Raw genomic sequence first — 14,115 nt, 5'->3', positions numbered from 1 at the left:
ACGGCTCGGCCCCGCCCGTGGTGGCAGTCTGCCACCCCGATCGCCGCGGGCAGCAGTACCGCGACCGGTGGCCGGCTCGTGGTCGGTCAACGGCCAGCGCTGGGCCGTGGCAGCATCGTCGTTCGTGGCCTGGCGAATCCTGATCCCGGTACGCCCGCATGCCGTCGGCAAGACGCGACTGGAAGGCGTCACCCGCCCCGATCAGCACGAACGGCTGGTGCGAGCCATGCAGGCCGACACCATCGCCGCGGCGTTGGCGGCCCGGGCCGCGCAGCCGGGCATCATCGCCGGCGTCGTCGTGATCAGCACGTCGAGGGCGATCGAGGATCTGCCCGTCGGGATCGAGCTCTTCCCCGACCCCGGAACGGGCCTCAACGGCGCGCTCAGCGCCGCAGCGCAGCATTGGCGGCGGGCCGCTCCCGGCGATGGCCAACTCGCGATGGTGGCGGACCTGCCGTGCCTGAACAGCGTTTCGCTGTTGGCGGTGCTCGCCGAGGCCGCGCACAACGAACGCGGTTTCGTCGCCGACCGGCAGGCGACCGGCACCACGATGCTCACGGCCGGTGCCGGGGCCGGCCTAGAGCCAGAGTTCGGAACGAACTCGGCTGCGGCTCACCTGCGATCGGGGCACGTCCCCTTGCGTGCACCTGATGCCGCCCGCGCCGATGCGGACACCGAAGCGGACCTGCAGGCGTGCCTGCGCCTGGGCGTCGGACCGCACACCGCTGAGGTGCTCGCCCTGCTACACCCGTTCATCTGAGCGGGGCATGATGTCTGCCATGACCGACACCGCGACCGACACCGCCGACTCCGCGTCCGCCCCCGGACCCGACCGCAGCGCGCCGGCCGACGAGGTGGCGCTGCCGGACAACCGTTACGCCAACCGCGAGATGTCCTGGCTGGACTTCAACGCGCGCGTCCTGGCCCTGGCCGAGGACCGGCGGCAGCCGTTGCTGGAGCGGATGAAGTTCCTCTCCATCTTCGCCAGCAACCTCGACGAGTTCTACATGGTCCGGGTCGCCGGGCTCAAGCGCCGCCAGGAGATGGGTTTGGCGGTGCGCTCCAGTGACGGGCTGTCACCTCGCGAGCGGCTGGCCCTCGTCGCCGACCGCAGCAAGGAATTGTCGGTCCGTCACGCACGCTGCTTCCTCACCGACATCGAACCGGCCCTGGCGGCCGAAGGGATCAAGATCATTCGGTGGCGCGATCTGACCACTGCGCAGCAGAAGGAGCTGAGCGAATACTTCCACGCGAAGATCTTCCCCGTTCTGACCCCGCTGGCCGTGGACCCGGCTCACCCTTTTCCCTATATCTCGGGCCTGTCTCTGAACCTCGCGGTGCTCGTTCGCGACCCCGGATCGGACGTCGACCGTTTCGCCCGCATCAAGGTCCCCAACAACGTTCGCCGCTTCGTGGTCGTCACCCAGAGCGTCGACCTGTCGCAGTACCTGCCGATCGAGGACCTCATCGCGGCCCACCTGAGCGCTTTGTTCCCCGGCATGGAGGTCGTCGAGCACCACCTGTTCCGGGTTACCCGCAATACCGATTTCGAGGTGGACGAGGACCGCGACGAAGATCTGCTCCAGGCGCTGGAACGCGAACTGGTGCGGCGCCGGTTCGGGCCGCCGGTTCGGCTGGAGGTGGGCGAGGACATCGACTCGGCCGTGCTGGCCCTGCTGGTCAGTGAGATCGACGTCCAGCCCGAGGACGTTCTGCAGTTGCCCGGGCTGCTCGACCTGACCGCGCTGTGGCAGGTCTACGACGTCGACCGTCCGGCTCTCAAAGAGCGCCCGTTCGTGCCCGCGACCCATCCCCGCTTCGCCGAGGGCGAGACGCCCAAGTCGGTGTTCGCCACGCTGCGTGAGGGCGATGTGCTGGTTCACCACCCGTATGAGTCCTTTGCCACGAGTGTTCAACGGTTCATCGAGCAGGCAGCGGCCGACCCGAACGTGCTCGCGATCAAGCAGACCCTCTACCGAACCTCGGGCGACTCTCCCATCGTCGACGCCCTGGTCGATGCGGCCGAGGCGGGCAAGCAGGTCGTGGTGCTGGTCGAGATCAAGGCTCGCTTCGACGAACAGGCCAACATCAAGTGGGCCCGGGCGCTGGAGCGTGCGGGCTGCCACGTGGTGTACGGGCTGGTCGGCTTGAAGACGCACTGCAAGACCTCCCTGGTCGTCCGGCAGGAGGGCGGCTCGCTGCGCCGCTACGCCCACATCGGCACCGGCAACTACCACCCCAAGACGGCCCGTTTGTACGAGGACTTCGGCCTGTTCACCGCGGACGAGCGAATCTGTTCGGACCTGACCGATCTGTTCAACGTGCTCACCGGCTACTCCCGCCAGACCGATTACCGGACGCTGCTGGTGGCTCCGCACCGGCTGCGGTCCGGTCTGCTGGAACGGGTCGAGCGCGAGATCATCCACGCCAAGCAAGGCCGGCCCGCCCACATCCAGATCAAGACCAACCATCTCGTCGACGAGGCGCTCATCGACGCCCTGTACCGCGCCTCGGCTGCCGGAGTGAACGTCCAACTGATGGTTCGCACGTTCTGCACGATCAAGGCTCAGGTTCCCGGTCTCAGCGACAACATCTCCGTCCGTTCGATCCTCGGTCGCTTCCTGGAGCACTCGCGGGTCTTCTACTTCGCCAACGACGGCGACCCCGAGTACTGGATCGGCTCGGCGGACATGATGCACCGCAACCTCGATCGCCGCGTCGAGGTGCTGGCCCAGGTGACCGGCCCGAACACCGACCAGTTGCGCGAGACTCTCGACATGGCCTTCGCACCGGACACCGCATCCTGGGAATTGCAGGGTGACGGCCGCTGGATCCGCGCCGGCGGAAGCAAGGCGGTGGATTACCAGGAGGTTCTGCTTTCACAGCTGGCCTCACGCAGCGAGTGAGCGGCCCGTCACGACCGCCCGCGCAAACCGCGGCCGGTGGGGTGGTCTGGCGCGGCAACCCGGCTGATCCCCGGATCGCGCTCGTGCACCGCCCGCGTTACGACGACTGGACTCTGCCCAAGGGCAAGCTCCAGCGCGACGAACACCCGCTGGCCGCGGCGGTGCGCGAGGTGTACGAGGAGACCGGCGCCCTGGTCGCGACCGGGCGTCGCCTCACCCGAACCGAGTATTCGTTGCAGGATTCCTCGAAGCGGGTGACCTACTGGGCGATGCATTACGTCAGCGGCGAACACACACCGAGTCGCGAGGTGGATCGGCTGCTTTGGCTGCCGGTGGCCGAGGCGAACGACCTGTTGACCTACGCCCTCGACCGGACGGTGCTGGCCGATTTCGTCGCCGCGCCGTTGCACGCACGCACCGTGGTGTTGATGCGGCACGCCAAGGCGGGCAAGCGCTCGCAGTATTCCGGCGACGACCGGCAACGGCCCCTGGACAAGATCGGGCGACGTCAGGCTCGCGACGCGGTCGCGGTCTTGTCAGCGTTCGCGCCTCAGCGGATCCTGTCCGCTGACCGGGTCCGGTGCGAACAGACCGTCGAGCCGGTCGCGCACGCGCTGGGGCTGCTCGTCGACGCGGCGCCGGAATTCTCCGACGAGGCCTACCTGTCCGACCCCGATCCGGGTCTTCGGCGAGTTGCCGACCTGTCGCGCGCTAACACCGCGACCCTGATCTGCAGTCAGGGCGCGGCTATTCCCGCGCTGTTGTCCGACCTCGGCCTGGCCGATACCGATCCCCCCTGCCGCAAAGGATCGATCTGGGTGCTTTCCCTCGTCGACGACGCGCTCGTCTCGGCCGACTACTACCCGCACCCGGGCCGCTGATCAGCACCGATTCGTCCCCCTTGCCGACCCAGCGCAGCAGGCGACTCATCACGGCGCACACAGCACAAAGCCCCGCCGATGCACTCGGCGGGGCTCAGTGCTTGTGGTTCAGGCGAAACTAGCGCGCGGTCTTCTTCGCCGGCGCCTTCTTGGCGGGAGCCTTCTTGGCCGGAGCCTTGACGGCAACCTTCTTCGCGGGAGCCTTGGCGGCAACCTTCTTGGCGGGAGCCTTGGCGGCAACCTTCTTGGCCGGAGCCTTGGCGGCAACCTTGCGAGCCGGAGCCTTCGCGGCCGCCGCGGCCTTCTTGGCCGGAGCCTTGGCGGCAACCTTGCGAGCCGGAGCCTTCGCGGCCGGCGCGGCCTTCTTGGCCGGAGCCTTGGCGGCCGGAGCGGCCTTCTTGGCCGGTGCGGCCTTCTTGGCCGGGGCCTTGGCAATCTTCTTGGCGCCACTGATGATCGCCTTGAACTCCGCACCCGCGCGGAAGGCGGGAACCGAGGTCTTCTTCACGCGAACGCTGGCACCCGTTGCCGGGTTGCGAGCGATGCGCGCTGCGCGATCGCGCTTCTCGAAGGAGCCGAAACCGGTGAGCGCCAACTTCTCGCCCTTGACGACGACGGAGTAGATCTCGTCGAGCACTGCATCGAGCGCAGTGGCCGCTGACTTCTTGTCCGAGCCGAGGCGAGCAGCCAGCGCCTCAATGAACTGAGCCTTGTTCACGTGTCCTCCCAGGACGCTGGTCAGCCACCATGGCTGACCTTCAGGCGAACGGTAAAGGGAAAACGCCCGAGAAACAAACAAATCCGCTTGTGTCGCAAGGACTTTGTCCGCGATTTCGGCCTCGACCCAGTCCCTTCTCGCAGAATTGCCGGGCTCGGATGGGCCATGGGTGAAGCCACGAATTCACTCGGCCGAATGGGAAGACAACACACCCGCCGCATTCTCACCGGCGGGGCGAAGACCAATTCATCGATCACGAATAGCCTTATTAACTAGGCGTAAACGAACGTGCGGGCAGCCGATCGGGGCGCCGAACAGCGGCGTTGCGGGTTCGGCCGACGGCGCTGGTCCCAAGCTCCCGGAAGCGAGAAACCCACGCCCGGGACAGCTGGATCGGCAGGATCCGCTGACCCGGGGCGTGGGCCGAAAAAAAATTTTGCGACTTCAGCGTGTCGCGAGGCTCGGAAGCCACGGTTTACGCGTGGACTCGTAGCGATCGATGGCTTCGGGGTGCCGCAGTGTGAGCCCGATGTCGTCAAATCCCTCCATCAGCCGCCACCGCGTGTAGTCGTCGAGTTCGAAGTCATGGACCTCCCCATCCCAGCGGACTATCCGCTCGGTCAGGTCCACGGTGACCGTGACGCTCGGATCGTCGGAGATGTCATCGAGCAGCCGCTGCACGATCTTCTCCGGCAGCGTCACAGTCAGCAGCCCGGCCTTGAGCGAGTTCCCCCTGAAGATGTCGGCGAAGCGCGGCGAGATGACCACCCGGAAGCCGTAGTCCATCAGCGCCCACACCGCGTGCTCGCGCGAGGATCCGGTGCCGAAGTCAGGCCCGGCGACCAGGATGCTCGCGCCGGCAAAGCGATCCTGGTTCAGGACGAAGTCGGGCTCGTTGGCTCGCCAGGCTTGGAACAACGCGTCCTCGAAGCCTGTCCGGGTGACGCGTTTGAGGTAGACCGCCGGGATGATCTGGTCGGTGTCGACGTTGCTGCGCCGCAGTGGGACGGCCCGGCCGGTGTGCACGGTGAACTTCTCCATGTGCGTGAACTCCTTTCTGTGTGGGCGGTGGTCAGCCGAGATCGGCCGGGCTGGACAGGCGCCCGGTCACGGCGGTCGCGGCCGCGACCAGCGGAGACACCAGATGGGTACGTCCACCCTTGCCCTGACGGCCTTCGAAGTTGCGGTTGGACGTCGACGCGCTGCGCTCACCGGGAGCGAGCTGATCGGGATTCATCCCCAGGCACATCGAGCAGCCGGCTTGGCGCCATTCGGCCCCGGCGTCGGTGAAGACGGCGTCCAGGCCCTCAGCCTCGGCCTGCGCCTTGACCTTCATCGAGCCTGGTACGACGAGCATTCGGACGCTGTCGGCAACCCTTCGCCCCCGGATGACCTCGGCTGCCGCGCGCAGATCCTCGATTCGTCCGTTGGTGCAGGAGCCGACGAAGACGGTGTCCACGGCGATCTCGCGCAGCGGAGTGCCGGGGGTCAGACCCATGTAGGCCAGGGCTTTCTCGGCCGTGACCCGGTCGGACTCGTCGGCGAACGTCGCCGGGTCGGGCACCGTCGAGGACAGCGGAGCACCCTGCCCGGGGTTGGTTCCCCACGTGACGAACGGGGTGATCTCGGACGCATCGAGCGTCACTTCGGCGTCGAACTCGGCGTCGTCATCGGTACGAAGCGATCTCCAGTAGTCCAGCGCCGCATCCCAGTCGGCTCCTGTGGGCGCATGCGGGCGCCCCTGCAGGTACGCGAACGTGGTCTCGTCGGGGGCGATCATGCCGGCCCGCGCACCCCACTCGATACTCATGTTGCAGACCGTCATACGGCCTTCCATCGACATCTCCGCGAAGACGTTGCCGCGGTACTCGACCATGTAGCCCTGGCCGCCGCCCGTACCGGTCTTGGCGATGACGGCGAGGATGACGTCCTTGGGCGTGACCCCGTCGGGGAGTTTTCCGTTGACGGTGACCGCCATCGTCTTGGGTCGGTCCATCGGAAGGGTCTGCGTCGCCATGACGTGCTCGACCTGGCTGGTCCCGATTCCGAAGGCCAGCGCACCGAAGGCACCGTGCGTGGACGTGTGGGAGTCTCCGCAGACCATCGTCATTCCGGGCTGGGTGATACCGAGCTGCGGGCCGATGACGTGCACGATGCCCTGCTCGGCGTCGCCCATGGGGTAAAGCGTGACGCCGAATTCCTGGCAATTGCGGCGCAGTGTCTCGACCTGGGTGCGGCTGACCGGATCGGCGATGGGCTTGAAGATGTCGACCGTGGGGACGTTGTGGTCCTCGGTCGCCAGCGTGAGATCCGGTCGTCGCAGCGGACGGCCGGTCAAACGTAGGCCGTCGAACGCTTGGGGGCTGGTGACCTCGTGAATGAGGTGCATGTCGATGTAGAGCAGGTCCGGCTCGCCGGCGGCGCTGCGCACCAGATGGCTGTCCCACAACTTCTCGGCCAGGGTGTTGCCCACGGCGATCACTCTCCCTCCGCACGAGCATGGACCCGTGCCGCTTCACGTTTGCTTCTCAGTATCTGGGACTCTAGTATCGTCTTATGGGACAGCATAGCGGCATCGGCGTAATCGACAAGACCGTGGCAATCCTGCAGGCGGTCGCCGAAGCGCCGGCCGCCCTGTCCGATCTGGTCGAGCGCACCGACATTCCTCGCGCCACCGCGCACCGGCTCGCCGTCGCCCTGGAGGTGCACCGGCTGCTCACCCGCGACGCCGACGGGCGCTTCGTTCCCGGCCCGCGGCTCGGCGAGCTTGCCGCCCACGCCTCCGACCCGTTACTCGAGCATGCCGGCGAGATCCTGAGCTGGGTTCGCGACACCGCTGGTGAGAGCACCCAGCTGTACCGGCGCGACGGCCGCGAACGCGTCTGCATCGCCGCCGCCGAGCGGGCTACCGGTCTGCGCACCACCGTTCCCCTGGGGGCGCGATTGCCGTTGACCGCTGGGTCCGGCGCCCAGGTCCTGCTCGCCTGGGAGTCACCGGAAACGATCGCAACCCTGTTGCAGAACGCCGAGTTCACCGAGCGCACGCTGGGTGACGTGCGGCGGCGGGGTTGGGCCCAGTCCATCGGTCAACGGGAGGTCGGGGTCGCGTCGGTGTCGGCCCCGGTCTTCGGAGCCAACCGGCGGCTGGTGGCGGCCATCTCGGTCTCCGGGCCCATCGAGCGGCTTGGGCGCAGTCCCGGGCAACGTTTCGCGCCGATCCTGACCGCGGCGGCTCAACGCCTGCAAGCCGCGCTCAGCTAGCCGCCGCTTTCGGTGGCGCGGTGGGTCCGGCGACCAGGGCCAACCGCCTCGGCGTCACGCTCGATCGACGGTGCGGACATAGAAAAACGGCCCCCGGCTGAACCGGGGGCCGTCATGCGTGTAGCCCCGAAGGGATTCGAACCCTCGCTACCGCCGTGAGAGGGCGGCGTCCTAGGCCGCTAGACGACGGGGCCCTAGGTCTTGCGTGCAGTGACCGTACTTCTGCGCTGGGGTACCAGGACTCGAACCTAGACTAACTGAACCAGAATCAGTTGGGCTGCCAATTACCCCATACCCCACTACAACCCGTCCGGGATCGCCGACCGGGCCGAGCGGTAACTCTACCGGACGAATCCCCGCATCCCGAAATCGGCTTCGGCGTGGCGTCGTCCGCCCAGTTCTCGGCCAAGATCTGGCCCGTGCCCTCAGCCGGAGTCCTCGCCCGAGGTCGAGCCGGCGCCGGCCAGCGCCAGGGCACTCGCGATCCGGCTCACGCTGACGTCCTGGCCGAGCAGTTCCATGGACTCGAACAGGGGCGGCGACACCTGCCTACCCGTAATCGCGACCCGCAACGGACCGAAGGCGAGCCGGGGTTTGAGCTCCAGACGGTCCAGCAGCTCCGCTCGCAGCGCAGCCTCGATCGCCGGCGTTGTCCACTCGGGCAACGCCTGCAGGACCGGCAGTGAGGCGTTGAGCACCGCTCGCCCCGCATCGCCCAGGTTCTTGGCCACCGCCTTCTCCTCGCGCACGAACCCCTCCTCGGAGACGAACAGGAACGCGAGCATGTCCACGGCCTCACCCAGGGTCTGGATCCGTTCCTGCACCAGCGGCGCGGCACCGGCGACGAGCTCTCGCTGGCGGGGCGTCGGGTCGTCGGCGATGACGCCCTTCGCGCTCAGGAAGTCCAGCAAACGCTGCTGAAAATCTTCCGTCCCGAGCTGGCGGATGTGCGTGGCGTTGATCACCTCGCACTTTTTCGGGTCGAACCGGGCGGGATTCGCCTTGACGTTGCGGATGTCGAACGCGGCGACCAGCTCGGCGGGCGAGAATACGTCGTGGTCGTCGGCGATCGCCCAGCCGAGCAGAGCGAGATAGTTGACCAGGCCTTCGGGTACGTAGCCGGATTCGCGGTAGCCGAGCAGATTGGACTCCGGATCGCGCTTGGACAGCTTCTTGTTGCCTTCGCCCATCACGTAGGGCAGATGACCGAACTCGGGTATGAAATCGGTGACGCCCACATCGATCAGCGCCTCGTAAAGCGCGATCTGGCGCGGCGTCGAGGGCAGCAGATCCTCACCGCGCAACACATGGGTGATTCGCATCAGGGCGTCGTCGACCGGATTCACGAGGGTGTAGAGGAAGTCGCCGTTCTTGCGCACGACGACGAAGTCCGGGACCGTGCCTTTCGCGAAGCTCACCTCTCCGCGCACCAGGTCCGTCCAGGTGAGGTCATGCTCGGGCATCCGGAGCCGCAGCACCGGCTCGCGGCCCTCAGCACGCATCGCTGCGCGCTGCTCGTCGGACAGCGTCCGATCGAAGTTGTCGTAGCCGAGTTTGGGGTCACGTCCCGCGGCCCGGTGCCGGGCCTCGACCTCCTCCGGCGTGGAGAAGTCCTCGTACAGGTGGCCACCCTGCTGGAGCTTGGCCACGACCTCGGCATAGATGTCGCGCCGCTCGCTCTGCCGGTACGGGGCGTGGGGGCCGCCGATACCAGGGCCCTCGTCCCAGCTCATGCCCAGCCAGTGCAGGGAATCCACCAGCTGCACGTAGGACTGCTCGGAATCGCGCGCGGCGTCGGTGTCCTCGATTCGGAAGACGAACGTTCCGCCGGTGTGACGGGCGTAGGCCCAGTTGAACAGGGCGGTGCGGGCCATCCCAACGTGCGGATTGCCGGTCGGCGACGGGCAGAAACGGACGCGAACCGGACGGTCCACGGCGGCCTCGGCCGCAGGCTGGGCACTCATCACTTTCTCCGAACCTGATTGGTGAGCTCGCCGATCCCGTCGATGGAGATCGTCACCCGGTCTCCGTCGAGGATCGGTCCTACGCCGTCGGGAGTTCCGGTCAGGATGACGTCGCCGGGTACCAGGGTCATGACGTGGGACATGAAGGAGACGAGGGTGGCGATGTCGAAGACCATGTCGGCGGTCGTCCCGTCCTGACGGACCTGCCCGTTGACCAGGGCCCGCACGCGGACCGCCGACGGGTCGAAACGGGTCTCGATCCAGGGACCGATCGGGCAGAACGAGTCGTGGCCCTTCGCCCGGGTGAACTGACCGTCGTCGCGCTGCTGATCCCGAGCGGTCACGTCGTTGGCGCAGGTGTAGCCGAAAATGACCTCCGCAGCCTTCTCACGTGGGACGTCCTTGGCGACCCGGCCGATAACCAGGGCCAGTTCGGCCTCGTGCTCGACCCGGTCGGAGTCGACGGGAAGCCGGATCACATCGTTCGTCCCGATCACGGATGTCGACGGCTTGAGAAAGATCAGCGGACGCTCGGGGACCTCATTGCCCATTTCGGCCGCGTGCTTGGCGTAGTTGCGTCCGACGCCGATCACCTTGCTGGGCAGGATCGGCGCTAGGAGGCGAACGTCGGACAGGGCATAACGATCGCCGGTGAACTCGATCGGGCCCATCGGATGGTCCTTGATCGCGGCAAGGGTCAGCCCGTCCGGGCCGGCGTCGGCCGGACCCTCCACGACGCCCCAGGAGATACCGGCTTGAGAAACGAATCTGGCAATACGCACGTCGATGAGGCTACCGGTGCCCCGATGCGGTCCGGGGCGGCGGATACTGAGGCGGTGACCGACCTGCGTGCCGTACCGCCGTCCTCACGTCGGCGACTGGCCGGCGTGCTGGCGGCGCCGGCTCTGGGATTGTTGGTAGTCGGATCGTTGCCGCTGGTCAGCGGCCGCGGGGCACTTTTCACCGCCGTAGGCATCCTGGTACTTGCCGTGGCCGTGGTCCTGCTGGGCATCGTGATCGGGCTGTGGCGATCAGCTGTGCAGGATCTGGCGGCGCTGGAGGCCGCCCGGGACGAGGCGCGAGTGGATGCAGCGATTTCCGCCGCGGTGCCTGGTGGTGCTTGCGGGGGCTCGTGCGGTAGCTGCGGCGTGGATGACTGTGCCGTCAAAGCCCTCCCTCGCGCCTGACCCACTTCCTCGTCCTCCTCCTCCCCGGTCCCTCACACTCCAGGTCCCTCGCACGCCCGGCTTTCTTCGCGCGCCCCGGGTCCCTTTGCGCCGCCCGGGTTGTTGGCGCGAATGGGCAGTTCGGTCGCGAATGGGCACCCGTAGCTGCCCATTCGCTGCCGAACTGCCCAGTCGGGGAACATCGACGCTGAACATCGACGCGGAACATCGACGCGGGACACCATTCGCGGGGCACCGACGCGGGACACGGTTAGTGGAGTCGGTTGCTGACCGGTCGCTTGAGCCGAACCTGTGGCGCGCGGCGCTGAACCAGATGTCGCAGCTCGGGAGCAATCTGCTCCGGCCGCCCGAACACCTCAGCCGGACCGTAGTTCAGCAGCATCCAACCGGCCCGGCGCAGATCCGTGGCTCGGGTGATGTCCCTGCGCATCCGGCTCAGCTCGGCATGATCGCTACCTTGATATTCCAGGGCAACGCGAGCCTGTTCGCAGGACAGGTCTGGCTCGGCGAGCCACTCGCCGTCGGAGTTGCTGATGGGCGTGTTCACATCGAAACAGTCCAAGCCGCCCAGTCGGACGATTACCCGGAGGTGTGTCTCGGGACGCGATCGCGAACGTTGGTCCAACAGCGGAAGCGCCGCCGCGACTGTCCGGTTTCCCCGGCGCCCTCGCCACAGTCGCCGTTGCTCGTCCAACGCGTCGATGGTCACGCCCAGCCGCAGCGCACAGTCACCGGCAGCGACGAGATCGGCCAACCGCAGCACCGCACCCAGGGCCCACCAGGACCGGGCAAGCGTCGTTACGGGGAGTCCGTCGAGCACCGTCACATCAGCGCGGCGGATCTCATTTCTGTGCGTCCGCAACTCCGGGCGCCGAGACCGCGTCATGTGATCAGACGCTTTCCCCGTCGTCACGGTGGCGAATTCGGGTTGTACGACTGAGTCGGGAAGCCACAGACCGTGCAGGGCCGCCGCAGCCAGGCCAGAAACAACCGTCTCCGGAGGGTTGATCTCCAGCAGCTGGGCGCACCTGGCCCGGAGATCGAAGTCTGCCCGGTCGGTGTAGCAACCCCGAGCGAGGCGGACGCGCGGGTTGTCGGGCACGGGTCGGGATTGCACCCGCCCACCGTGCCCGCCCGCGAGGGAGCCGCGCCCACCGTTCGGCCAGTCTGTGGACGACCGAACTGACGGCTTCGAACAGAGTTCGAATATCCCTATCCGATAACCCGTCCCGGCGCCCCTTCCACCACCGCGAATGGGCGGTTCGGCAGCGAATGGGCGGTTACACCTGCCCATTCGGCGCTGAACTGCCCATTCGCGGAAAGAGACCGGCAGAGGAAAGAGACCGGCGGGGGAAAGAGACCGGCAGGGGAAGGGACGGACGGACCGGGCGGTCAGGCGCTCGGGGGCAGGAGGCCGAAGCGGACCGCGTCGGCCAGCGCGAGCCAGGAAGCCTCGATGATGTTGGGATGAACTCCGACGGTCGTCCAGTCCCCGGCCGCGTCGGCGGTCTCGATGAGCACCCGCGTCACCGCGTCGGTCCCGTGTTTTCCGGGCAGGATCCGAACCTTGAAGTCGGTCAGCTCGAACTCGGCCAGGCGCGGGTAGACGTCACCCAGCGCCTGCCGCAGCGCCCGGTCCAGCGCGTTGACCGGACCATTGCCCTCTGCGGTGGAAATGACTCGCCGGCCGTCGGCGTGCACCTTCACGGTCGCCTCGGTGACCACGGTGCCGTCCTCGCGACGGTCGACGATGGCTCGGTAGGACTCCAGCTCGAAGGGCGCCGAGAACGATCCGCCGGCCAACTCGTCGCGCACCAGCAGCTCGAAGGAGGCATCGGCAGCCTCGTAGGACCACCCGCCGGCCTCCCGCTCCTTCACCCGCTCCACCACCGAGGACACGACTTCGGGACGGCCGGTCACATCGACGCCCAACTCGGCCGACTTGAGCTCCACGGATGCTCGACCGGCCATCTCGGTGATCAGGATCTTCTGGCTGTTGCCGACCAGCTCCGGGCTCATGTGGTTGTAGAGCTCAGGTCCCATCTTGATCGCCGAGGCATGCAGGCCCGCCTTGTGGGCAAAGGCAGAACTACCCACATACGGTGCGTGCGTGTCCGGCGCGAGGTTGGCGATCTCGGCAATGGCATGGGCGACGCGCTGCGACTCACCGATCGTCCCGGCGGGCAGCACGTCCAGCCCCATCTTGAACACCAGGCCCCCGATCACGGAGAAGATATTGGCGTTGCCCGCGCGCTCGCCGTAACCGTTGGCCGTGCCCTGCACGTGGGTCACGCCGGCTGAGACCGCGGCGAGCGTGTTGGCCACGGCGCAGCCGGTGTCGTCCTGGGTGTGGATCCCCAATCGGATGCCGACTCGGGAGCGGACCTCGGCGACGATCTCGGCGATCCCCATCGGAAGCATTCCCCCGTTGGTGTCGCACAGAACGCCGACGTCGGCGCCCGCCTCCTGGGCCGCCTCCAGCACCCGCACCCCGTAATCACGATCGTGGGCGTAGCCGTCGAAGAAGTGCTCACAGTCGAGGAAGACTCGGCGTCCCTCCCCCACCAGGAACGACACGGTGTCGCTCACCATCGCCAGGTTCTCCTCCAGCGAGGTGCGCAGGGCGCGCTCGACGTGCCAGACGTCGGACTTGGCGACCAGGGTCACGACCGAGGCGCGGCTGTCGAGCAGGGCGCGCACCTGCGCGTCGACGGCGACGCCGACGCCGGCCTTGCGCGTCGAGCCGAACGCAACGAGGGTGGCGTGCTCGAGCTTGAGTTCGCCGTCGGCGGCGCGGGCGAAGAACTCGGTGTCCTTGGGCACGGCACCGGGCCACCCGCCCTCGATGAAGCCCACTCCGAGGGTGTCCAGCAGCCGGGCCACCGCCAGCTTGTCGCCGACGGAGTAGCTGATGCCTTCGCGTTGGGCGCCGTCGCGCAGAGTGGTGTCGAAAACGTGGAAATCGTCGGTGAGCACGGTCGTTTCCTTACTGCCGCGGCGGTGCAACGCTGCCGGTGACGGGGGCGAGCTGACTGAACGGGATGGACGGGATGAACTTGCTGGACAAAACAAAAGACCCCCCACGATGTGGGAGGTCTGCGCGTCGGAGAAATGCTCGGGCCGACGCGCTAACTGATAATGATGACGACAACGGAACGCACCTGGACAGTGTGGCATACCGGCGGGCCGGACGCACCC

The 14,115-nt window shown here is 67.4% G+C and carries 12 protein-coding genes and 2 tRNA genes; 5 read left to right on the top strand and 9 right to left on the bottom strand.

Annotation, left to right across the window (positions count from 1 at the left end; genetic code table 11):
* Positions 1-106: 106 nt before the first annotated feature.
* From cofC to M6D93_RS08105, 3 genes are read left to right on the top strand one after another with little or no spacing between them, the layout of a single operon-like run.
* Positions 107-760 (top strand): 2-phospho-L-lactate guanylyltransferase, encoded by a 654-nt coding sequence (cofC, locus tag M6D93_RS08115; protein WP_249773853.1) that lies wholly within the window; start codon positions 107-109, stop codon positions 758-760.
* A gap of 19 nt (positions 761-779) precedes the next feature.
* Positions 780-2,906 carry an RNA degradosome polyphosphate kinase gene (locus M6D93_RS08110; RefSeq protein WP_249773852.1) on the top strand — a complete coding sequence of 709 codons (2,127 nt, stop codon included), beginning with the start codon at positions 780-782 and terminating at the stop codon, positions 2,904-2,906.
* Positions 2,903-3,787, top strand: a complete 885-nt coding sequence (locus M6D93_RS08105; RefSeq protein WP_249773851.1) for an NUDIX hydrolase — start codon at positions 2,903-2,905, stop codon at positions 3,785-3,787. The genes M6D93_RS08110 and M6D93_RS08105 overlap by 4 nt, the downstream gene beginning before the upstream one ends.
* 118 nt (positions 3,788-3,905) lie before the next feature.
* Here M6D93_RS08105 and M6D93_RS08100 read toward each other — a convergent pair whose 3' ends face one another.
* From M6D93_RS08100 to leuC, 3 genes are all read right to left on the bottom strand, one after another.
* On the bottom strand, positions 3,906-4,505 hold the full coding sequence (locus M6D93_RS08100) for an HU family DNA-binding protein (protein ID WP_249773850.1): 600 nt from the start codon (positions 4,503-4,505) through the stop codon (positions 3,906-3,908).
* Positions 4,506-4,949: 444 nt separating this feature from the next.
* Positions 4,950-5,546 (bottom strand): 3-isopropylmalate dehydratase small subunit, encoded by a 597-nt coding sequence (gene leuD, locus M6D93_RS08095; protein ID WP_249773849.1) that lies wholly within the window; start codon positions 5,544-5,546, stop codon positions 4,950-4,952.
* A 31-nt stretch (positions 5,547-5,577) separates the two neighbouring features.
* Positions 5,578-6,978 (bottom strand): 3-isopropylmalate dehydratase large subunit, encoded by a 1,401-nt coding sequence (leuC, locus tag M6D93_RS08090; protein WP_249773848.1) that lies wholly within the window; start codon positions 6,976-6,978, stop codon positions 5,578-5,580.
* 83 nt (positions 6,979-7,061) lie between these two features.
* Here leuC and M6D93_RS08085 point away from each other — a divergent pair, with 83 nt between their 5' ends.
* Positions 7,062-7,766, top strand: a complete 705-nt coding sequence (locus tag M6D93_RS08085; RefSeq protein WP_283818656.1) for an IclR family transcriptional regulator — start codon at positions 7,062-7,064, stop codon at positions 7,764-7,766.
* Positions 7,767-7,887: 121 nt separating this feature from the next.
* On the opposite strand, the gene M6D93_RS08080 is transcribed toward M6D93_RS08085, so the two are convergent.
* The 4 genes from M6D93_RS08080 to M6D93_RS08065 form a co-directional block, all read right to left on the bottom strand.
* Positions 7,888-7,960: transfer RNA gene (locus tag M6D93_RS08080), tRNA-Glu, on the bottom strand.
* A 33-nt stretch (positions 7,961-7,993) separates the two neighbouring features.
* Positions 7,994-8,065, bottom strand: a tRNA-Gln gene (locus M6D93_RS08075).
* Positions 8,066-8,191: 126 nt separating this feature from the next.
* A complete protein-coding gene (gene gltX / locus M6D93_RS08070) occupies positions 8,192-9,730 on the bottom strand; it encodes a glutamate--tRNA ligase (protein WP_249773847.1) in 1,539 nt (512 codons plus the stop codon).
* A complete protein-coding gene (locus tag M6D93_RS08065) occupies positions 9,730-10,512 on the bottom strand; it encodes a fumarylacetoacetate hydrolase family protein (RefSeq protein ID WP_249773846.1) in 783 nt (260 codons plus the stop codon). The genes gltX and M6D93_RS08065 overlap by 1 nt, the downstream gene beginning before the upstream one ends.
* Before the next feature lie 54 nt (positions 10,513-10,566).
* Here M6D93_RS08065 and M6D93_RS08060 point away from each other — a divergent pair, with 54 nt between their 5' ends.
* A complete protein-coding gene (locus tag M6D93_RS08060) occupies positions 10,567-10,917 on the top strand; it encodes a hypothetical protein (RefSeq protein WP_249773845.1) in 351 nt (116 codons plus the stop codon).
* A gap of 250 nt (positions 10,918-11,167) precedes the next feature.
* Here the strand turns inward: M6D93_RS08060 and M6D93_RS08055 are convergent, their stop codons facing one another.
* Positions 11,168-11,803, bottom strand: coding sequence for a DUF559 domain-containing protein (locus M6D93_RS08055; RefSeq protein ID WP_249773844.1), 636 nt, complete (start codon positions 11,801-11,803; stop codon positions 11,168-11,170).
* Positions 11,804-12,309: 506 nt separating this feature from the next.
* The gene (gene cimA, locus M6D93_RS08050; protein WP_249773843.1) at positions 12,310-13,893 is read right to left on the bottom strand and encodes a citramalate synthase; all 1,584 of its coding nucleotides are present in this window, start codon (positions 13,891-13,893) and stop codon (positions 12,310-12,312) included.
* Between the last annotated feature and the right edge of the window lie 222 nt (positions 13,894-14,115).

Source organism: Jatrophihabitans telluris (genome assembly GCF_023516435.1).
GTDB lineage: Bacteria > Actinomycetota > Actinomycetes > Mycobacteriales > Jatrophihabitantaceae > Jatrophihabitans_A > Jatrophihabitans_A telluris.
This window is presented reverse-complemented; position numbering and strand designations above follow the sequence as displayed.